At 52.2% G+C, this 21956-nt stretch carries 17 protein-coding genes; 10 read left to right on the top strand and 7 right to left on the bottom strand.

Features of this window, described 5'->3' with window-relative positions; all coding sequences use genetic code 11:
• Positions 1-249 precede the first annotated feature (249 nt).
• Together ACN0YH_RS11695 and ACN0YH_RS11690 are read left to right on the top strand one after the other, a co-directional pair.
• Entirely contained in the window at positions 250-1530 is a 1281-nt protein-coding gene (locus ACN0YH_RS11695) for a lactate racemase domain-containing protein (protein ID WP_417379740.1), read from the top strand.
• Positions 1531-1665: 135 nt separating this feature from the next.
• The gene (locus ACN0YH_RS11690) at positions 1666-2397 is read left to right on the top strand and encodes an RraA family protein (protein ID WP_417379739.1); all 732 of its coding nucleotides are present in this window, start codon (positions 1666-1668) and stop codon (positions 2395-2397) included.
• 391 nt (positions 2398-2788) lie between these two features.
• Here ACN0YH_RS11690 and ACN0YH_RS11685 read toward each other — a convergent pair whose 3' ends face one another.
• Positions 2789-4792 carry a sigma 54-interacting transcriptional regulator gene (locus ACN0YH_RS11685; RefSeq protein WP_417379738.1) on the bottom strand — a complete coding sequence of 668 codons (2004 nt, stop codon included), beginning with the start codon at positions 4790-4792 and terminating at the stop codon, positions 2789-2791.
• A 454-nt stretch (positions 4793-5246) separates the two neighbouring features.
• On the opposite strand from ACN0YH_RS11685, the gene ACN0YH_RS11680 reads away from it, so the two are divergent.
• Together ACN0YH_RS11680 and ilvD are read left to right on the top strand one after the other, a co-directional pair.
• A complete protein-coding gene (locus tag ACN0YH_RS11680; protein ID WP_417379737.1) occupies positions 5247-5537 on the top strand; it encodes a putative quinol monooxygenase in 291 nt (96 codons plus the stop codon).
• Positions 5538-5644: 107 nt separating this feature from the next.
• Positions 5645-7336, top strand: a complete 1692-nt coding sequence (gene ilvD, locus ACN0YH_RS11675) for a dihydroxy-acid dehydratase (RefSeq protein ID WP_417379736.1) — start codon at positions 5645-5647, stop codon at positions 7334-7336.
• A 72-nt stretch (positions 7337-7408) separates the two neighbouring features.
• On the opposite strand, the gene ACN0YH_RS11670 is transcribed toward ilvD, so the two are convergent.
• Positions 7409-7966: a hypothetical protein gene (locus ACN0YH_RS11670; RefSeq protein WP_417379735.1), complete on the bottom strand. Its 558-nt coding sequence runs from the start codon at positions 7964-7966 to the stop codon at positions 7409-7411.
• Positions 7967-8142: 176 nt separating this feature from the next.
• Positions 8143-8913: a 2-C-methyl-D-erythritol 4-phosphate cytidylyltransferase gene (gene ispD, locus ACN0YH_RS11665; protein WP_417379734.1), complete on the bottom strand. Its 771-nt coding sequence runs from the start codon at positions 8911-8913 to the stop codon at positions 8143-8145.
• Positions 8914-9396: 483 nt separating this feature from the next.
• On the opposite strand from ispD, the gene ACN0YH_RS11660 reads away from it, so the two are divergent.
• Positions 9397-10896 carry a sigma-54 dependent transcriptional regulator gene (locus ACN0YH_RS11660; protein ID WP_417379733.1) on the top strand — a complete coding sequence of 500 codons (1500 nt, stop codon included), beginning with the start codon at positions 9397-9399 and terminating at the stop codon, positions 10894-10896.
• A gap of 51 nt (positions 10897-10947) precedes the next feature.
• On the opposite strand, the gene ACN0YH_RS11655 is transcribed toward ACN0YH_RS11660, so the two are convergent.
• Complete coding sequence (locus ACN0YH_RS11655; protein WP_417379732.1) at positions 10948-11520, bottom strand: VOC family protein; 573 nt, start codon at positions 11518-11520, stop codon at positions 10948-10950.
• Positions 11521-11855: 335 nt separating this feature from the next.
• On the opposite strand from ACN0YH_RS11655, the gene ACN0YH_RS11650 reads away from it, so the two are divergent.
• From ACN0YH_RS11650 to ACN0YH_RS11640, 3 genes are read left to right on the top strand one after another with little or no spacing between them, the layout of a single operon-like run.
• Complete coding sequence (locus ACN0YH_RS11650; protein ID WP_417379731.1) at positions 11856-12788, top strand: translocation protein TolB; 933 nt, start codon at positions 11856-11858, stop codon at positions 12786-12788.
• 47 nt (positions 12789-12835) lie between these two features.
• Positions 12836-13780 carry a TolB family protein gene (locus ACN0YH_RS11645; protein ID WP_417379730.1) on the top strand — a complete coding sequence of 315 codons (945 nt, stop codon included), beginning with the start codon at positions 12836-12838 and terminating at the stop codon, positions 13778-13780.
• Between the two features lie 30 nt (positions 13781-13810).
• Positions 13811-14746, top strand: a complete 936-nt coding sequence (locus ACN0YH_RS11640; RefSeq protein WP_417379729.1) for a TolB family protein — start codon at positions 13811-13813, stop codon at positions 14744-14746.
• Here ACN0YH_RS11640 and ACN0YH_RS11635 read toward each other — a convergent pair.
• The 3 genes from ACN0YH_RS11635 to ACN0YH_RS11625 form a co-directional block, all read right to left on the bottom strand.
• Positions 14727-16547: a hypothetical protein gene (locus ACN0YH_RS11635; RefSeq protein WP_417379728.1), complete on the bottom strand. Its 1821-nt coding sequence runs from the start codon at positions 16545-16547 to the stop codon at positions 14727-14729. The genes ACN0YH_RS11640 and ACN0YH_RS11635 overlap by 20 nt on opposite strands.
• A 69-nt stretch (positions 16548-16616) precedes the next feature.
• Positions 16617-19976, bottom strand: a complete 3360-nt coding sequence (locus tag ACN0YH_RS11630; RefSeq protein ID WP_417379727.1) for a M56 family metallopeptidase — start codon at positions 19974-19976, stop codon at positions 16617-16619.
• Complete coding sequence (locus tag ACN0YH_RS11625; protein WP_417379726.1) at positions 19963-20355, bottom strand: BlaI/MecI/CopY family transcriptional regulator; 393 nt, start codon at positions 20353-20355, stop codon at positions 19963-19965. The genes ACN0YH_RS11630 and ACN0YH_RS11625 overlap by 14 nt, the downstream gene beginning before the upstream one ends.
• A gap of 308 nt (positions 20356-20663) precedes the next feature.
• On the opposite strand from ACN0YH_RS11625, the gene ACN0YH_RS11620 reads away from it, so the two are divergent.
• Together ACN0YH_RS11620 and ACN0YH_RS11615 are read left to right on the top strand one after the other, a co-directional pair.
• Complete coding sequence (locus ACN0YH_RS11620) at positions 20664-21206, top strand: DUF2617 family protein (RefSeq protein WP_417379725.1); 543 nt, start codon at positions 20664-20666, stop codon at positions 21204-21206.
• Positions 21207-21253: 47 nt separating this feature from the next.
• Positions 21254-21946, top strand: coding sequence for a hypothetical protein (locus ACN0YH_RS11615; RefSeq protein ID WP_417379724.1), 693 nt, complete (start codon positions 21254-21256; stop codon positions 21944-21946).
• Positions 21947-21956 lie beyond the last annotated feature (10 nt).

Raw genomic sequence — 21956 nt, 5'->3', positions numbered from 1 at the left:
GTTATCGGAATTAACGGTTTAGGACAAGACTTTTCTCAGCACTGCATCCACCATCAGAACCGATCACGCTGTTCTTATATATTCTGACGGGTGAGAGCCCGCGAATGTAGCGTAATCCGCCATGAATCACGTACAATAACAGACTCTTCATAATAAATCGGCACACCGGTTTAAGCGGAGAGACCACCAGAATAATGCAAACACCAATTGATCAAGTGACATGACTCCCTGATAAACCAAAGCGCTGCCATGAATATGACACTCCCCAAAGTTTACCGAGTCCGCCAGAACTTCCCGTCCTCACGGATCGAAAACATAGCAGAAACGGTTCGCTTAGAACTGGCAAAGCTCAATCTGGAGAAAACAGTCAAACCAGGAGAGTCTGTCGCGATTACCGTCGGCAGTCGTGGCATCGCCAATATCGCTCTGATTATCAAGACCACCATCGATTATCTGAAATCAATCGACGCGGTCCCGTTCATCGTCCCCGCCATGGGCAGCCATGGTGGTGGTACCGCTGAGGGACAGACCGAAGTGATTGCCGCTTATGGAATTACCTCAGAAACGATGGGCGTGGAAATTCGCTCCTCCATGGAAACGGTCATCGTCGATACCACCTCGCACGGTATTCCCGTCCATTTCGACAAGCACGCCTACGAAGCCGACCATGTCCTGATTTGCGGACGCGTCAAACCGCACACTCGTTTTGTCGGCGACATCGAATCCGGCCTGCATAAAATGATGCTCATCGGCCTGGGTAAACATGCAGGCGCCAAAATCTATCACCGCGCGATCGAAGACATCAGCTTCGAAGAAATCATCAACGCCGTCGCCAAATCAATCCTGCAGAAATGTTCGGTCGTCGCGGGGCTGGCAATCGTGGAAAACTCTTACGACCAGACCGCCCTTATCGAAGCCGTCCAACCTGACGAGTTTTACGAAAGAGAAAAAGCGCTGCTCAACATCGCCCGCGACTGGCTGCCTCGACTCCCCTTCCCGCAGACCGATCTGCTCATCGTCGACCGCATTGGAAAAAACATCAGCGGATCGGGTATGGACGCCTGCGTGATTGGGCGCAAGTTTAACGATCACGTCGCCACCGAACGCGATAATGTTTCCGCCAAACGCATCATGATTCGCGGACTCACCGCAGAAACGCACGGCAATGCCTGTGGCATCGGCCTGGCTGAATTCACTAATGAGCGCACCGTCGCCAGCGTGGACTGGAAAATCACCCGGATTAACGCTAATACTGGTAGTCACCCGACCGCAGCCATGGTACCGCTGGCCTACCCGACCGACCGCGAAGCCATTGAGGCGGCCCTGCAAACTATCGGACTGGTTTCCCCCGAAGCCAGCCGCATCGTACAGATTTATGACACGCTCGAATTGAGTGAAGTCATCGTCAGTGAAACGTACCTGGAGGAAATCAACAGTCGCGACGATCTGGAAATCATTGCCGGACCGTTCGAACTGGCCTTTGACGAGGAACAGAATCTGACACCCGTTTTCAAAGCACCACGACACTAATGCTTTATCAAGCTGGAAATTGAGAGTTGCAGGTGTTGTTTATCTGCTCCGTTGTCGCACTCTCGTGATATTGTTCAACCCAAAATTTAAAAATGACACTCCACTAATTCATTTAACATCAACAGAAAGAACGACATGTCCACCGAAGGCCTCTCTGCTGCCGCTCTTGAAGAACTTGCCAAGTACGATACTCCCACCGTCTGCAACGTGATCGAACTCTGGAACATTCGCCCCCGCAATACCGGCTACATGAATGATTCGATCAAAGCCTGCTTCCCCAAGATGCCGCCCATGGTCGGCTATGCGTTGACGTCCACCTTCCGCAGCATGGCACCTCCCCGCAGCGGCGACGTCTATTCCGGCCTCGATGCCCAGGTTGCTGCGTTCGAATCTCTGCCCGGTGCTCCCGTCGTCGTCTACCAGGACATCGACGAACCCACCGCGTCCGCCACCTTCGGCGAAGTCATGTGCTCCACCTATAAAGCCTACGGCGCAAAAGGCATCATCACTTCAGGAGCCGGACGTGATCTCGATCAGGTCGAAGCCCTCGACTTCCCCGCTTTCACGAATGGTACCAACTGTGCCCACGGGTACTGCCACACACTGCAGGTGAATGTCCCCGTGACCGTCGGCGGCATCCCCATTTATCCCGGTGACCTGCTGCACGGCGATCTGAATGGCGTCACTACGATCCCGACCGAAATCGCCTCGGAAGTTGCCGACGCCTGCAAAGACCTGATGAAAGCAGAAGACATCGTGCTCGACTATCTCAAAACAGGCAACCTGACTCCCGAAGGCCTCGGCAACGCCCGCAAAGAACTCGGAGCCGAAATCGCCAAACTCGGCAAACGGCTGCGTGGAGAATAGTTGATCTTCAAGTCAAAGTGATTCAGTAGAAAAAGCCGGCTCTTTCGGGAGGCCGGCTTTTTTTGTGAGATATGGATTGAGCACTCTGTTCGGACACATGGGTAACACTCGCGCAAACTGCTATCTGAATACAACCTCGGGTGGTCCCAGATGCAATCCGAGATTACCACAGGCAACAGGAAACTGACAGTGAAAATGTTCGAACGACAGGCGTTTTAACAACCCGTTTGCGGTAGGGGCAAACTCATGGGGTTACCCCATACTCGGATTCATCGCTTGTACTGACAGTTTCCTGCTGGCTGCGCTCGGCCCGGATTATATCCAGCCTCACCCACTGTTTTTCATTTCGTGTCGTTTTATGCCACTCGCGTTATGCCACTCGAGGTTCAATTCAATCTTCGTCGTCGGCACCTTCGTTGGCTTCATGCATGTCCAGTTGGCCCATTTTGCGGTACAGGTTCGAACGATGCAGACCCAGGCATTTTGCCGTTTCGCTCATGTTGCCTCCCACGCGTTTGATCGTGCGGCGGATGTATTCCTGCTGGAAGCGGCGTGAGGCTTCTTTCAGACTCAGGTCGGCGGACATGTCGACCACGGAATCGCGGGACGGGCTCAGAATGAAGGCCAGGTCTTCCACTTCCACCCGATCGCCGGCACACAGGAACGCCACCCGTTCCATCAGGTTCCGCAGTTCTCGCACATTGCCAGGCCAGAGATGGGCCTGCAACCGTTTTTTAGCTTCCGCGGATATTTTCAATAAGCGACGATTCGCCTGGGCACAGAACTGCGACAGGAAAAATTCGGCCAGCAGAATCACATCTTCCGGTCGCTCGCGCAGCGGCGGCAGATCCAGCGTGACCACACTCAACCGGTAATACAGATCTTCGCGAAACTTCTTATCACGAACCGCATCCGCCAGCTTTGCATTCGTGGCGGCGACCACGCGCACATTGATGGGAATCGTTTCTGAACCACCAACGCGAGTCACCACCTTCTGTTCCAGCACGCGCAACAGCTTGGCCTGGCCTCCCGGGCTCATGTCGCCGATTTCATCCAGGAAGAGTGTTCCCCCTTCGGCCAGTTCAAACTTGCCGGCCCGCGTTTCGTGGGCATCGGTGAAGGCCCCTTTTTCATGACCGAACAGCTCGCTTTCCAGTAACGTTTCGGTCAATGCGGCACAGTTGACCGCGATGAACGGCGTATTGGCCCGCGGCCCCTGGTAATGCAGCGACTGGCTGACGACTTCTTTTCCGGTTCCACTTTCGCCCAGAATTAACACGGGCAGATCGGTGCCCGCCAGTCGCTCAATGGTGGAACGCAGTGCCGTGATGGCTGAACTCTTGCCGATGACCTGCACTTTCTGTTTGGCCTGTTCTGTCAGTTGATCGCGACTGCGGGACAACTGCTCGATTTCGCGGGTATTTTCCAGCGCGGTTGCCGCCTGCACGCCCAGTTCTTCGAGGCTCTGGGCATCAGCGTCATCGTAGTCGGCTTTACCCTTCTCCTTGTTCATGACCTCAAACGCACCGATCAGTTCACCTGCGTTATTGCGTAAAGGAACACACAGCAGGTTATGAGTGCGGAAGCCGCTCGACTTATCCACGCTGGGATCAAACCGCTCGTCGTTGTAGGCATCTTTCACGCAAATTGTTTTGCCACTGCGGATCACATCACCGACGATCCCCACATCATCAGGCAGCCGCAGCGTATTCCCTTCCACACCCAGCGCAGGACAGGCGACAACCTGTTTGTGCTCCCGGTCCCAGATGAAAATACTGGAACGCTCACTTTCCAGCAGACGTGTCGCTTCTTTGGCAATCAGTTCCAGCAGAGGCTGTGTTTCCCGGGCCGAGGAAAAACTGGACGCGATATGCAGCGTCGTCTGCAGGCGATTGATGCGGCGCAGATTCTTTTCCCGCTGCTCCACGACTGACAACGCATAACCCAGCGCCCGTGCCGAGATAATCGCTTCACTCAATGAATCCGCATTCAGATCTCGGCCACCGACCAGCAAAATCGTACTCGGCCGGACGTCCCCCAGCGGTGCCGCCATGAACGACCAGTCGGCACGGTTCTCGTCGGCACACACTCCGGCAGCGTCACGGTCCAATGCTTCATCACACAGAGTCGACGGAAAGCCGCCGGCAGCATTGCGACCAAATTCAAACAGCGTTTCCCATTCGGGTGTCCGTTCAATCAGGGTACACCACTGGCATGAAAGCTCTGTCGCCAGTTGAGGCAGAAACTGACGAATGTAGTCATTCCCTGATGACTGCCGGGTCGCTTCTTCCAGCAGCCGATCGCACATCTGAACCAGGGATGCTTCCGCATCATATCTGGCAAATAAAGGCAGTCGCTTCCAGTCCAACCACTCCGCGGTCCCGATTTTACTCACCTGGTACTCCCTCAGCATGAATCAAAAGAGCCATATATCAGATTCAACAGGCAGATTTCTGTCGTCCATTCGCCTCTGCCTCATGTCGGAATGATAACAGACAAGAGGCAACCCGTCATCCAAGTGTGGACTCGATTTGCATTTTTTTCGGCCCCTTTTGACAAAGGTCCCCTGCAGACTACGAGACCGGCAGCCTCAACCCAGGCCACGACTTCCGCAAACCACTCGTATTGCCCGCAGCTTTACGTTGATATTGAATCATTTGAACAGATCCGGCATTACTGATTTTATGACCGCAGCCGGAGATTTGTGGTTCCCTGTGGTTTAAGAATCCTGCTTTACTGTCACTTCGGACTTCAGAGTGTTACTGTATTGGGATAAACGGAGCTCGAAATCCTGCTTCGCCTTTTTGCATTCTCACAACCTGTATCTTCATGAATTCAAGAGAACCATTATGTTTTGCCTCAATGTCATCCTGACGCTCAAAGATGCTGCTGATGCAGAAGAAATCCAGGGACTGTTGACCGAAGCCTGCCGCCTGTCACGTTCCGAACCGGGCTGCCTGCGGTTTGACGTCTATCAGTCTGAAGGCGAACCTGCAACGTTCGTACTTGTCGAACACTGGGAAAGTGAAGACGCCTGGAAAACCCACCGCGAAGCGGAAGCCTATACTCAGATTTACCAGCCCCAGATTCTGCCTCGTGTCGAACGAGTCCCTTACCGCATGAAAATGCTACTGGAATAACCGACTCGTCTTTCATGAGAGATCATGTCTGAATGATTCTCTGATCTGTTATTCATTCCCCCAACTCAAACCATAGATAGTGAAATTACCACAGAGGAAACACGTCGATGTCAGCCGATTCGAAACCCATTTTGAACAAATATAGTTCCCGTATCACACAGCCCCGTTCCCAGGGTGCCTCGCAAGCCATGCTCTATGCCACCGGCATGACCGAAGAGGATATGAACAAGGCCCAGGTCGGAATTTCCAGCGTCTGGTACGAAGGCAACTCCTGCAATATGCACCTCAACAAACTGGCTGCCAAGGTCAAAGAGGGTGTGGAAGCCGCCGGCCTGGTCGGTCTTCGATTCAATACCATTGGCGTGAGTGACGGAATCTCCATGGGTACTGACGGTATGTCCTATTCGCTGCAGTCCCGCGATTTGATCGCCGACAGCATTGAGACCGTCACCTGTGCCCAGTGGTACGATGCCAACATTTCCCTACCCGGCTGTGATAAAAACATGCCCGGTTGCCTGATCGCCATGGGTCGTTTTAATCGACCGTCTCTCATGGTCTACGGCGGAACGATTGCTCCCGGCTGTCTGAATAACCAGAAGCTCGATATCGTCTCTGCCTTCCAGTCTTACGGCGAATACCTGGCCGGCACCATCACAGATGAAACCCGGAAAGAGATCGTCCAGAAAAGCTGTCCCGGAGCGGGTGCCTGCGGCGGAATGTATACCGCCAACACCATGTCATCCGCCATCGAAGCTTTGGGGATGTCACTTCCTTACAGTTCTTCCATTCCCGCGGAACACCCCGATAAACTCGATGAGTGTATCCGCGCTGGTGCCGCGATCAAGAAGCTGCTGGAACTGGACCTGAAACCCCGCGATATCATGACCCGCGAAGCCTTCGAAAATGCGATGGTCCTGATTGTTGCGCTGGGTGGTTCGACCAATGCGGTGCTGCATATGCTGGCGATCGCGCGTTCCGTTGGTCTGGAACTGAGTATCGATGACTTCCAGTCCGTCAGCGACCGCATCCCGCTGCTGGCTGATTTCAAACCGAGCGGTAAATACGTGATGGCCGACCTGCAGGAAATTGGCGGCACCCCTGCCGTGATGAAATACCTGCTGGAAAAAGGCTTGCTCAACGGCGACTGCATGACGGTCACCGGAAAAACACTGGCCGAAAATCTGGCCGAACTGCCGGGCCTCAAAGAAGGTCAGGATATCATTCACGATGTTGAAAACCCGATCAAGCCGACCGGTCACCTGCAGATCCTCAAAGGCAACCTGGCTCCCACCGGTGCAGTTGCAAAGATCACAGGTAAAGAAGGCCTGGTCTTCGAAGGAACCGCCAACGTATTCGATTCCGAAGAAGACATGCTCAAAGCCCTTGAAGACAAGCAGATTCAAAAAGGCGATGTGATCATCATCCGCTACGAAGGCCCCAAAGGGGGACCAGGCATGCCCGAGATGCTGACACCGACTTCCGCCATCATGGGCGCCGGCCTCGGTAAGGATGTTGCCCTGCTGACCGATGGTCGTTTTTCTGGTGGTTCACACGGCTTCATCGTCGGACATATCACTCCCGAAGCACAGGAAGGCGGTCCAATCGCATTGGTGAAAAATGGCGACAAGGTCGTTATCGACGCCGACAAGAATCGCCTGGATATGGATGTCAGCGACGCAGAACTCGCAGAACGACGCAAAGCCTGGACGGCTCCCCCGTTCAAATACACGCGGGGCACACTTTATAAATATATCAAAAATGTAAAGTCCGCCTCCGAAGGCTGTGTGACCGACGAATAAGCAGGAAAGCAGATATAAAAACAGCCCGGAACCAGTTTCTGATTCCGGGCTGTTTTTTATTTCACGGCTTGATTATTCGTCTGTGGGGGTCGCTGCTGCTTTTGCAGGAGCCTCTGTTTTTGTCGGCGGTTCCGCAGTCGACGGTTCTGCTACCGGTTTCTGAGAGGCAACCTCCTGCTTTTTCTTCTGAACCAGTTCGTCCAGATTCTTTTTCGAGATCCGGCCCATCCCATTAACGGTGTCTCCTTCAGGCAACGTGTCATACGTCACCACCAGATCTTCATCATTCACCAGCAAACGCAGATGATAGGTTTTAAAAATCCCGTTCCACTTGTAATGGTAGAGCCGCAAAATGGCGCCGGACTCATCAACCTCCAGAGCCGGGCTCCCCTGCACGGTTTCTTCAAACTGGGTAAAGGGGAATTCGCCGGAATTTCCTGCCTGGTCCATGGCGGCCCCCAGGCTTTCAAAGGTTTTCGCCTGGGATGATTTAGCACGCCATTCCAGCAGAACGACAGCCAGCAGGATCGCGATAAATACCCAGGAGATGATACGACGCTGCGCTGAGACCTTCTTTTTGGGTTTTGAGTCTGGTTCAGAAGATTCTGCAGATTCCGGGGTCGAACTCATGGTGCTTCCTTTAAGTACAGAGATAGTTTGTTGATCTGGCGTCAACACATTTAAGCCTGTGGCCAGGTTCAAGCTAGCGTCAGCAGAGCTGTACACCAGACTAACCTCCCGGCAGCCGAACCTCAAACAGCAATGGACAGATTCACCTGAGTTTCATGTTTTTCATTGAGACGCGTTTAAAAGATCCCGCGGGGTTCCTCATCGGCAAATGGATGCAAAGCCTGGATGCCTTTAGGCTTGGGCAACGCATTCACGAGTGCTTCTGCCATCCGGAAGTCCGCTGCGGTCGTAATCTTCTGATTCAAAGGGGAACCTTCAACGATCTTGACCTCCTGCCCGAGGTGCTCAACCAGTTGCGATTCGTCGGTCGCCTGAAAATCGCCACGCTGTGCATACGCGTCTAACAGCATCTGTCGTTTGAAGACCTGAGGTGTCTGCGCCGCCCAGAGGTCCGTACGATCGACGGTTTCCTGAATTTTCAGATCCTTACCGGCCCGTTTGAGGGTACTGGAAACGCGGACAGCGGGGATCACGGCATCATGTTTTTCCGCAGCGGAAAAGATCTCGCCGACCCATTTATCCGTAATCAACGGGCGGGCCGCATCGTGAATGGCAACATAATCAATGTTCGCTTTGACCCGCGCCAATGCATTTTGTACCGAGTCAGCCCGCTCTGCGCCTCCCGCGATTATTTCAATTTCCATAAAGGCCAGGTTAGGACGAAACTTCTGTTTGAACCATTCGATGTCCTCAGTCGCGACCGTGATGATCAGTTGTTTCACATCCTCCCGGTTCGAGAAGATCTCTGCAGAACGCACCCAGACCGCCCGCCCCTTCAAATCCATGAACGGTTTTTTCTGAGGCCCCGATCCGAGAACGGCTGCTCCCTTCGACTGAAACCGTGAACTCTTACCGGCTGCTGCTAAGATGACTGCGAAGTTCGCCACTGTATTTTCCTCTCGTTAACCTGTGTCCCAATCTGTTGACACGCCTGACGAAACCTCTCAAAACGCATCCGTTCTTCACACTCTGTTTCTGAAGTTTAACAAGCCGTAATTCCGCATCCAATAGCACGCACGCGCGAATTCCATACTGCCTGACGAAAGCATTCCCAGGCGTATAGAACAGCGCTGAAATCATGTTGATCTAAATCAACACACCACACCACTGATGTTTTTTCACCACATCCCCTGTGTTGTTTTTTTGCCATCCTGAATTTCTTATTTAACCGCATCTTACTGCCAGCATTCAACTTAAAGCTCCCACGTCAGGGAACCTTTACAGTCTGGCACTCTATTTGTTTAAAAACAGAAGCACTTCGATCACCAGACTGGTCAGACAGATTGACTTGCCCTGCCTGCGTCGGCCTCTGATCGATCCTCCTTGAGAAACCACTTTGTCACTTTGAATTTGAAATAGAGAAAGCCATTATGGAACTTCCGACACTGATTCTGGTAACACGCGATACAGTGATTCAGCAGCAGATCCTTGCTCATTTCAAAAAAACCTTTCAGCTCTCGATCTGCAGCAGCCTCGAAGACTGCTACGAACAATGTCGTCAACAGGACATTGACTCCATCCTGGTCGATCTGCGGTTTCTCCTCTCAGGCGGACATCAGGAAGACCATCTGCTGGATACAATTCAGGCTGCTGCCCCTGATACCGAAATCATTCTGCTCACTGAGGAAGAGTGTCCTGAAATCCTGGAACGACGCGCCGCCTGCACTTCGATGATGCACATTAAAGGGTTCGCCAGCGAAGCAGAACTGCTACTGGAAATTGACTCCTGCCTGAACCCGGAAGAGAAGGTCGTTGTGACTCAGAGCCTGGTGATGAATGCGGCTCACGGATCATCAACCGCTGGCTCCACACCCGAGAACAAAACACTGGCAAAGCGTACTTCCCCTGCAAACACCAGCCATGAATCTCCAGAAGCCGATAATGAGCATGCCATTACCCGTCGCTTTGAAACCAATTCGCATGAAATGAAGCTCATGCTGAATGAACTGGAAATCGCCGCCCAGCACGATGTGACCGTCCTGCTGATCGGAGAAACCGGTGCCGGCAAAACCTATCTTTCACGTCTGATTCATGATGTTTCACCTCGCCGCAATGAACCGTTTCTGAATGTGGCCTGTGGAGCGTTGCCTAACGATCTGATTGAAAGTGAACTGTTCGGTCACGTTCGCGGTGCCTTCACCAGTGCCCATGCAGATAAAGATGGTAAGTTCCTGGCCGCGGGACGTGGTACCGTCCTGCTGGACGAAATTGATGTACTGGGTCCCGAGCAGCAGGTCAAACTGTTACGCGTGATTGAAACCGGGGAATTCGAACCGATTGGCTCGAATAAGACCCATGTCAATCAGGCGCGCCTGGTTGTCGCCAGTAATATGGATCTGCAGCCACTGGTCGAACAGGGTAAATTCCGACCTGACTTGTACTATCGATTGAACATGTTGAAATTTGATGTGCTTCCCCTGCGACGACGCAAGTCAGATATCATCGTGCTGGCGAATGATTTTGTGCATCAGATGTCCCTCAAGCATAATATTCCCGTCGATCGCATTGATGAAGAGTTTATGGAAGCATTGCACACCTATCCGTGGCCCGGGAATGTCCGGGAACTGGAAAACGTGATCCGTCGCTCGGTCATTTACTGCCGCGAAGGAATCTTACGCAAGGAAAACCTGCCATCACATATCCTGATGGGACTGGTTGGCCCGACGAATGACCCGTCCGTCGTGCTGAATCACAAACAGAACGATTCAGAACGCCTGGGTGATCAGGTAGCGGTCACAGAGAAAGATCTGATCGAACAGGCTCTGTTCAAAAACAATTACAGCCGCACGAACACCGCCAAAACTCTGGGCATCAGTCGTGTGACCTTGTACAACAAAATGAAGAAGTATGGCATGAACACAAAAAAATGATGACACCCACGGGGAGTGTCATCATCAAGTATTCTGGCTCTGATCAACGCGTTACTGTTTAGGGCCTACCAGTTCGATGAGATTCCCATCGGGATCACGCAGTAGTGTCAGATAAATGCCTTTAGGAAACCCTTCTGGCAACGCAATCGGGCCTTTGGCAATCGGTTCCACACCGAATGCCTTGGCTCGTGCCAACGCAGCCGTCGTGTCTTTGACATAAATCGTCAGATAGCTCACTCCCAGCGATGAATGGATAAACGAGTTATCCACTTTCTTTCCCGGTGCATCTTTGAACTGCATCAGTTTTACATTCGTCGCTGTACTGTCATTTTCCAGCACCAGCGGAAACACTTTAAATGCCAGGTTGTCCGACAGCCCTGAGTCGGCTCCCATCTGCGGAGTCACTTCGAATGGCTCTCGCTCTTTGAGACCAAGTGCATCCTTGTAAAACGCAAGTGACTTATCGATATCGCTGACAACAATTCCGAAATCAACGGTCGACTTGGCAAACTCTGCATCGGGTACAGTTTTGCTGCTGGCAGCCCAGGCTGCAAATCCACTGACGACAAATACAATCAAAGTCGTGCAGATCAGCTCGCGATTCACAAAACTGGGGTTCTTCATTGACATACTCCTGAGTGAAACGGGAAAAGGCACTTTTTCATTCACAACACAGGCCTTGCACACATCAGGCTACTTTGATCAGATTCAGACCTCAACCCGAGCTGATCCTTTTCTACAAAACTATTTAAAATCGCGACTTAGTTCCGCAATTGATCTTGTGGAAATGAAATCAGGGATTCTCTGACTTCGCATTTTCAAAATACTCAGCGCCCCGTCCAGGTCTCTCCTTATTGCCTCCCCACTTTTTTCTTTGATCGCTGCCTGATAGATGATATAACATCTAAACAGGAGAACTCTGACTTAATTTACATCAACGATAAAGAAAAGGATTCGCAATGAAATCAGTTGTGTCCGCCGCACTGATCTGCATCACTGTCAGCCTGGTTCAAAGTCTGACTCTCGTTCGAACTGATGCGGATGAAAAACCCAAAGTCAACCGCACCCGGTTTTACATTGCGAGCCCGGAAGGCAAAGATCCGAAAGTCTATTACGTCTCGGAAGATTACTATAATACCGGCTCCCCCACCTTCTCGCCCGATGGCTCCAAGCTCGCACATGACTGCTGGAAATCACAGGACGGCGAGACGTTTTCCAACGTGAAAATCATGGTCGCTAACGCGGATGGCTCGGATCCGAAAATCATCGGGGCCGGCGCCATGCCCAGTTTTTCTCCCGGCGGTAACCGGATTGTCTTCTCACAGCCTTCTCCTGCGGGTGTCGCCATCATGAATGCGGATGGCAGCAATCGTACGTTGATTGAATCAGGAGCCTGGGGCGCACAGTGGTCACCCGATGGCAAAAAAATCGCCTACCGCGCCTATACCTCAGGCAAAGCCAATCTCCGTATTTATGACCTGATTGAAGAAACCAAGTTCGATGTCTTCCCCGCAGGCGAAAGCCCTTACTCCGCCATCTACTGGAACCTGACCTGGTCACCCGACAGTAACTGGGTCTGCTTCCTGGGACGCAATGCAGAAGATAAGATGTTCGAAGTCGCCACTGTCAATATCGCCGGTAAGCAGGAAGGCTATAAAGTCCATTATAAAAGCAAAGGCTCTCCCTACCAGGATATGGCCTGGCATCCACAGGGGGACATGATCGTCTTTGGTTCCGACACCAAACCACGCCAGCTGCTCAAGTTTAATCCGGCGGAAGACAAACCGCCCGAACCCCTCGACATCACCATCGACGGAAATATCAACGGCGATATCAGCTTCACCCCGGATGGCCAGCATCTGCTGTTCAATGCACGCGATAAAGACAAATAGAGCCCCCCCGTTCGAAAATATTTCAGACAAGACAATAGGGACCAGCGATGAAAAGTAAGTACGCCATCAGTCCGGTACTCCTGGGTATCTTGCTGGTCAGTGGTCTGAATTCAGAACCGTTGTTCGCTGAAGACAAAGAACAGGAAGTAAACCGCGCCCGCTTTTATCAGGCGCCTGCAGAGGGAGGAGACGCCGAATTATTCCTGGTGCCCGGAGATTACCATACTGCGGGCTCCCCCTCCTACTCTGCCGACGGACGAAAGCTGCTGTTCGATGGCTGGAAATCACAGGCTGGCGAAACATCAATCCAGGCCCAGATCATCGTGGCGAACGCCGACGGCAGCGATCTGAAAGTTCTGGGCCCCGGAGCCATGCCCAGCTGGTCACCCGGCGGAAATCGAATTGCCTATTCTCAACGTGCCCCTTACGGCGTCGCCATCATGCACGCCGATGGATCTCAGCGAACTCTCATTGACGAAGGAGGCTGGGGGGCACAGTGGTCACCGGATGGCAGAAAAATTGCCTACAGTTTTCCGATCAAAGGCAGAGGGAATATCCGCATCTACGATTTGATTGAAGGTACGAAAACGGATCTCTTCCCCGCAGGCAAAAGTCCTTACACCAGCGTCTACTGGAATATGGCCTGGTCACCCGATAGTCAGTGGCTCTGTTTCAAAGGCTGCAGAGCATCAGACCGAAGCTTCGATGTCGCCACCATCAACGTCGCCGGAAAACAGGCCGGCTATAAAGTTCATTATCATCATGAGCAGGCCCCTTATGCTGATTTTGCCTGGCATCCGGTCGGAGAAATGATTGTCTTCTGCCCCCAGACAAACCCGCGGCAGTTGTTCCAGTTCAACCCCGCAGAAGACAAAGCCCCGGAACCACTGGACATCAATGTCGCAGGCGATCTCAAAGGAGATGTCAGCTTTACACCAGATGGCGGGCAACTGTTGTTTAATCTGAAAACATTAAATAATACTGAAAATTGAAGCCTTACAATTTAGAGACAAGGATGCAACATGCGCATGTTCAAACCAGTCAGCTTACTCATCCTGAATACCGTTCTGATTCTCTCCTTTCACCTGTCTCCTCTCATTGCCGACGAAAAAGAAGCAGGCGTCAAACGCGTGCGTTTTTATACCGCCCCCTCAGAAGGGGGTGATGCGAAACTCTTTCTGATCCCCGGCGAATACTATACCGCCGGCTCACCCACGTTCTCACCAGACAGCCAGAAACTGGCCTTTGATGGCCGAAAATCACAAGACGGCGAGAAGTTTGCCGACGGACAAATCATCACAGTCAATGCTGATGGCACAAACCTCGAAGCCATCGGCTCCGGTGTCATGCCCGGCTGGTCCCCCGCCGGTAACCGGATTGCCTTCTCGCAAATCTCTCCTTCCGGCGTCGCCCTCATGCACGCCGATGGTTCACATCGCGAAATGATCGAACCAGGCGGCTGGGGCGCACAATGGTCGCCCGACGGAAGAAAAATCGCCTACACAGTCCGCTCCGGAGACAAAGCCAATATTCGCATGTACGATCTGGTGGAAGGTACAAAAACCGATCTTTTTACGGCTGGTGAAAGCCCCTACTCTTCGATTTACTGGAACATGACCTGGTCACCTGACAGCAACTGGCTCTGTTTTAAAGCTCGCAATGCGAGTCAGGGAACTTACGAAATCGCGACCCTGAATACCGCCGGCCAACAACAGGGCTATAAAGTCCATTACTCCAATAAAACCGCCCCCTACGCCGACATCGCCTGGCATCCCTCGGGTGAAAAAATCGTCTTTGCCGCCGGATCGCAGCCGCGACAGTTAATGCAGTTCAATCCCGCAGAAGATAAACCGCCTGCACCCATCGACATCAAAGTCAAAGGCACTATCATCGGCGATGTCTGTTTCACTCCCGACGGTCAAAGCCTGCTGTTCAACGTCAGCGGGACGGGGGAGTAAATGCTGTGGGTGTAAAATGACGCGGTTGGGAAGGTGTCACCAGCACCAGGAACCGTTTCTGGTTTCCAGCCGCATCCGGAATCTGCCTCTGCACTGAATAGGGTAACAACCGCGCTGCCTGTCCGGTCATCTGATCCGTGACATCCACCAGCAGCGAATGCTCGGGAGGAATGGTGCCTGCTTTCACATGCGACAGCGGATCGAGGGCCTGTTCAGGATTCACACACATCGAAACCTGCACATCCCCGTTGGTTTGAATCACGGGTCGTAACTGAAAATGACACTCAGGCCAGAAGCTTTGAGTCGGCTCGGAAAAATGAAATGCGGTACTCTGTCGATGTAAAAAGACTCTGCCAATCGCCCCCAGCAGCGGCCGACTGGCATCGATCATTACGGCTTCCTTGAACAACCCCGCCTGCGCGTTATCGACGATCACACCCTGCGTCAGATCTGTTTTTTTCAGTCGTGTAACCAACTCTGTCGCCACGTCCGATTCCATTGAACTCCAGTGATCATACCAGCGCTGCAAATCATCGGCAGTAATAAAACGAACATTAATCATCACCATCTGGTTCTGTTCCGTCCGCAACTGTTCCAGACAATCGGCAATCTGATCGTGGGTCGCCTGCCTGGCCCGTATAACCAGGGACTGCATCTGCGGAAATGCTCTGATCGTACACCCGGTACTCTGCGGCTCGTCCCACAGTTCCGGAGAGATGGTCTCCTCAATCAGTCGAACCAATGGGTCAAAGCGGGGCGTCTCACGTTCGGAAGATTTGATCGACAGATCGCGGGCGATGTTAACACTCCGCGGCAGCGGCGTCACCAGGTCTGACACTGGATAAGTGACTGTCTTCAGATGATCGGTTTCCTGATTAAGACCGGCATTCAAAACGTTTTTCGCACCGCTACTGTTGCTGCTAACCCGCTGCAGCTTCGCCTGGCTGACTTGGCGTGGATTGCCTGTCCCGACTTCCAGCAGCGCGAGCACAATCTCTCGTTTCTCGCTTTGCGGATGTAGCACGGCCACTTCCACCAGCAGTTTCTCTCCCGCCTTCAACAGTTGGGTATCTTCCATCCGCCAGCTTTTGAAATCCGGGGCTGCGGCTCTTTGATCGGAATCGGACCCGTTTGTATTCTCTGTTTTGGTAATTTTGTAGCGGGGAGTGGTGATCCAGAATTTCAGGTAACCCGCGTGCTCCACATCATAACTGCGGGAATACCGCACATGCAGCCTGCCTCCCTCGGAAGCGAGTTCTGGCGGAGCGGGAATCGAAATCGATTGACCATTCTTGATATTGACCGATGGTTCGGTCAGTACCCGGCAGTCTGGCGAAGACTGAATCAACTGTTCCAGTTCCTGCACTCGTTTCCGGTTAAGGACATCACAGTTTTTTTCGACATAGCTCAGCACCTGAGGCAGACGGACGGTCGCGCGAGATGTCATCAGTTCGCTCTGCGAAGCCGACTGCGACTCCAGCTCGACGGTCTTCATTGATTTTGTCCGCAGGTCAAGTTTCTCCCACAGCGCCACGGAGACTGTAAAGAATTTCGCAGTCAGAACATCGCCCGCTGACACTTTCTTCTTTTCAGAAACGCCGGGAGAAGCAGGATTGATGATGATCGATCCCGTCACGCCAACATCACTGTTGACCCCCACTCCGCGTAACAGCTTACCCGGTTCAGGATCCTCGGCGGACACCAGACGGGTAGTTCCCGGCAGCATGCTTCCCGCGAGCAAAGTTAATATCATCCAGTAGCATAAGTAGTTACGTTGTTGACATCCCTGTCCCTGTCTCATCCTTCGCTCCTTAATGTTCGAAATGATGCCTGCCGGAGCGGGAACCATACCAGAAACAGACCAGATTGCTCAATCCGGATTTGATTCGGCGGGCTGTTTCTTCATCTGCTCAACCTCTTCAGCAGCATTGATAACAGTCGGCGTCACCAGCAGCAAACAGCGTCGCTCCTGTTTCTGGTAAGACAGTTCAGCCTGGCGCACGAATTGATCGAACTGAAATGAGCTACGATCACTCGAAAGTTGATCGGTAATATCAACCAGCAACGATTGTCCCTGGCGAATTGTCGAGCTCTCGACATGAGAGAGAGCGTCCAGAGCATTCCTGGCGTTGATCACATATGAAAGTCGTAACCGCTGATCTTTCAACAGCTCCGGTCGTAACTGGAGCAGCGATTTCAACTTTTGATCAGGCACTAGTGAATCAGGCAGATTGAACTCGAATGACTGCCCATTAAACAATGTCAATTTCATGGACATCCGGTATTCCATGTCATCTACTTTGCTCGACATCTGCAGCAGCAGTTTCGTCTCTGGTGGACTGAGCAGAATTCCCTCATCCAGTTCTTCCGACTTCAATGTCTGCCACAACTCGTACGCGAGGGGAGAAGCAAACCGGTCTATTTTTTTAAGCTCGGCATTCAGATAATCAGCTGCCAAAAGATCCAGTTTAAGTACAACCTGCCGATCCAGAACCGCCCTTAGCTTCGTCAGCAGGTCGGCAGTCTGATCGTGGCCTGACTGAGTTTGCCTGATCACCAGAGAACGAGTCTGTCCAAACTCCCTGATTGTACAACCGGTTTTCGCTGGTTCCCCCCATTGATCTGGCATGACATTCTGCTTGATCAGATCAATCAATGGTTCAAACCGGGGCTTCGCTGGCTTTTGACCATTTCCACCGGTATATCCTGGAATCGGCAGCACCAGGTCAGCCACAGGATATGTCTGTGTCAACAACCGCGTTCCAAAATTTGCCTCATTCAATTGTATCTGCCCGGTGACGCCGGTATCGCTGTTCACACCCACTCCCTGTATTACCTGCCCCGCTCCCTCATGTCTGGCGCGTTCTATCTGGAACAATGCTACCAGGATGTTTGAATGATCCCTTTCCTGCTGCAGTCCCAAACCTTCTACCAGCAGCACTTGTCCCGGCTTCAACAGTCTCGCATCTTTGAAATGCCATTCTCTAATCACAGGAGACTCAATCTCTCCTTCCAGACCGGCTTCGGGATTAAACAGCTTCTGTTTTTTCAAACCGGCATACTCAGAACTGGTAATCTGATAATCCAGCATCCCTCGATTTTGAATTCCCTGTTCTGTGGAATAAGTCACGCGCAGATCCAGGCCGACATCATAGTGATCCACTGCAAATGACTGGCCGGTACCGCGAAATTTCGGTTCGAATAGAGTGCGTTTTTTTGTTTCCATCTGCACGGTCTGACCATCCAGAAATCGGATCTGCGGTGCCGACAAAGTCTGAGTGTCTGTTGTGGACCGTATGATTCGCTGGACATCTTTGAAACGTTTTGCATCCAGGACTTCGCAGATCAGGGAGGGATGACTGATTGATTCCGGCCCGATCAATGCCGGCTGCTCTCCTGCGGCAACAGTAGTCACAACGGCAGTCTTTTCAGCCTGGTAGACTTTTATCCTCTTCCGTTCTGAACTGATTTTGTCCAGCAGACCGCGGGGGACCGAGATAAACTTTGCCGTCAGCACAAAGGGTGTTATCTCTTCCCTCGCCAGTTCATCCAGTGCCTGCACCACCAGCCTGTGATAGCGTTCATCCTTGGCCCAGACAATCAGTCGACCATTGCGGATACAACTGCCACCATAAGACACCATGCGGTATTGCTTGCGTTCGTCTTTGAGGGGGATCTGATGCTCCCCAAAATAGAAGGGTACTGAAGTACTGAAATCGGGCCGCTCGTTTACAGCGGCGAACTCTCTGAGTAGTTTGATCCGCGCATTCAGTTTTTCTGTCAGTACAACTTCGGCCCGCATGGGCCCCATATTCTTACTGGTCTTATCAAGAAGTTCTTTAATAGAATATTCACGGATGCAGACAGAACGGGAAATCCAGTCCCGCATATCAATTTCAGCAGAAAGATAAGCCAAGTTCCTTGAATACCTGCGACTGAAGGGGTTGTTACCATTCAACGCCCGTTTAAGCGGGTCATAAAAGGGAACTGCCTGGATGGCGTCTGTTTTCTGTTCCGGCCTGTCTCGGTTCGTCTCTTCTCCTTTGATCATCTTTTTCTCTGTAACGGCATCTGCAGCATTCACCACAAATGCTGCGCCCGGCAGCACCACTGCCGCCAGCGTCACAAAAATCATCCAGCACCACCACGGGGTACGCTTCTGACATCCTTGTCCGAGTCGCATGATTCGCTCCAGTCGTTTTGAAGTAATTTCCACCGGTCGCACGCCCGGCACTACGGGGACTGTTTGTAATGTCTGTTTCAACTCCAGAATTTCCAGCAGACAGGCGGCATACTGCCTGGGGTCGCAGTTCAGTTCGGCGAGAACTTCTTCATCACAGCATTGTTCAATTTCGAATTTCAAGTGGCGGCCCGTGAACCAGACCAGCGGATGAAACCACCACACCACCGATGCCAGCAGCTGCAGCACGCCAATCCACAAGTCGCCACGGCGGATGTGAATCAGCTCGTGTGCCAACACCGGCTCCAGCTCTTTCAGGGAGTGCCCCTCTAAAATCGCGGTCGGCAGAATGATCGTCGGACGCAGCAGACCAATTACCGCCGGCCCCATGCGACTGTGAGTAATCAGCAGTCGCACACGGCGTTTCAGTTTTAAATCAGTACACAATCGCGCTAACATCTGGTTCAATTCCGGATGCGATTGTTCCCCCGCCCGCCGAATGATGTGCCAGCAGCGCAGGTAGCGCACCAGCATCACTGTTGCAATCAGCAGACCGACCGTTATCCAGATCACCACGCCGATCTCTTTCACGGAATAGTGAGCCGTCGACCGCCCGATGTTTTCCGCAATTGGTTGCACAGGAACCATCGTCGTTTCTGAACGGACAGGAGTCTGCCGGGGCGTTTCGTTCTCATGGATCGTCACCTTAAAATCCGGGTTTACTGTGACGTCAGGCAGTTTTCCCATATCGTCTCCGGTCAGCAGACGAAGGGATTCGGTACGCGTCAGCATCTCTGGCTCTACTGGCGGCAGATCGGTTGAAACTTCGGCAGGCAAGCCATTTTGAATCCAGCAGAACAGCCCCGTCGTACTGTTCCAGACAGGAGGTGTGACAAATTTCAGCAGCACGATTAACCAGAGCAGACAGGTCAGATGCGAACGTTTAAAACGCACCAGCCGACAGATCAGCCAGACAATCAGCACCAGCACCGAACATTGCCAGAACTGCTGCCATACCAGCGAGAATATTGAAACGTCAGTCGGCTGCATCGCGTTCCTCCGTCAACTGGTCCAGCAATGACTTCAACGCATCCAGGTCTGCGCGACTTACCTGGCGATCTTCGATCAGATGCTGCATCAGCGGGAACGTCTCGCCGGCAAACAATCGATCGACCAGATCATCGACGGTTTCACGAATCACCGTGCGGGGCTTGATGCGGGGTGAGTACACGCGGGTTCGACCGTCAAGCTTGACGTTCACATACCCCTTCTTCTCCAGACGACGCAAATAGGTCTGAACGGTGGTAAAATCGATGCCTCGCGATTCGGGAAACGATTCGAACACCTCGCGCACCGTCGCGTGTTTCAGCTCCCATAAGGCACGGGCAATTTCCATTTCCCCCTTGGATAAAGCGGGCCGTTCTGTCATCTTCGTTCCTTCAAGTACAAGTGTAATTGTAAAAGTTTAATTACATTTGTACTTGAGTCAATCGCAGTCTGAATATTTTTACATTTTCACGACTCGATTCCCTCCCAAAGTCAATTCCAAAATCAGTCTTCTGAAAAATAGGGAGGGAGTTGGAAATTCTTATCAAACCATGTTTGGAATTGGTCTCGTGATCGCTTAGAATCGGGGGATGATTCAGAGGAGAGGCGATTTTATTTCAAAGAACGCACAGTAATCTTTGGTCATAAGTAATTACGAGACAGCAATTTCCAGTTATTGGATTTACTATAATGAATGTCCGATCCGCCAGACCGAAGGTTAATGATCTGATCTTTCGCTTGATAGGGCGTTCCATTCACCCGGAACTCTATACGACTTGCGCAACGGCAGAAATCAAACAGAAGGACTTTTCCGCAGTATTGAAAGTTTGTGAAACCGGTCACATCGCCTGCATACAACATAAGGGAAAATCAGTCTGTGAGATTCTGACCTCGTTTCAGAATCCACTGCCCAGCCAGAAACGTTTACTGGAAAAACCAGTGCGGGGCTGTCGTTCTGATTCCGTGCAGCTGGAATCGGACCTGTATTACCAGGTCAGCTATCAACTTGAAGAACTCGATTACACCATCTTTAAAAATGTCCATGAAGAATATTTGATGGACGCGCAGCGTGCCGACCTGGCATACCACTTTATTTCAGAAAGTCGCCTGACACCGGGCGCCTTGAGTATTATTGACTATGAAGCGAATCAGTCCAGTTTACTGATCCATGCGTTTCACACCTTTCCGGATGAACTGGCTGTGGTAAAAACGCAATCACTGTTTGAGTTTTAACAGCAGACATTTTTAATCAACGTCATGGAAGACGGGAAACCGAAATCATGACTGACTATTTTAAATTAACACTGCGAACTCTCGTACTCGGCAGCTGCCTGTTAGCACTGGTGGCCCTGGAATCTTCTCCCGCGCTCGCCGCGCGACCAATTTCCGTTTCCCGTTATCGTGCGCCGTATTCTTCATCAGTCTATCGACGTTCTCCCCGGTATTCGACTTACCGTTATTCGGCGGGCTACCCGCGAAACTATTCCAATTACCGCTCCACGTACTACGGATATGGCGCTCGCCGTTATAACTACCGCTATCGACCATACGCAGCCGTCGCCGGGTACCGCTATTACCGACCCGGCTACTACGGCATCAACCACTATCCTGCCGGCATCGGGTATTCCTGGGCGGGCAGTTCGTTCTATCCGCGACCAGTGTGTAACGCCTGGAGCGCTTACTCGTCCTGTTACTGTTCGCCGTACTCGGGCAATGTCATCTCGAACTATGTCCCTTACTACGGGAATTATACGCCTTACCTTGGCAGTTATTCACCACTCTGGGGTAGTTACCTACCCTACGGCGGGTCCTACTTTGCGGCCCCCGGAGCGTACTATGGCTACGCCAATTCGGGATTTTACGGCTATTCCTGCGGTGTCTGGCCTTATCGCCCAACCTTGTACGGCAGCATTGTGTTCCAGTCCGGCTGGAACACCGGCTACGGACGAGGCAGCTACTACCGATTCTGGTGAGTTTGATACC

This window comes from Gimesia sp. (genome assembly GCF_048262075.1).
Classification (GTDB): domain Bacteria; phylum Planctomycetota; class Planctomycetia; order Planctomycetales; family Planctomycetaceae; genus Gimesia.
Note: the sequence above shows the minus strand (reverse complement) of the source record. Positions and strands in the feature narration are given on the sequence as shown.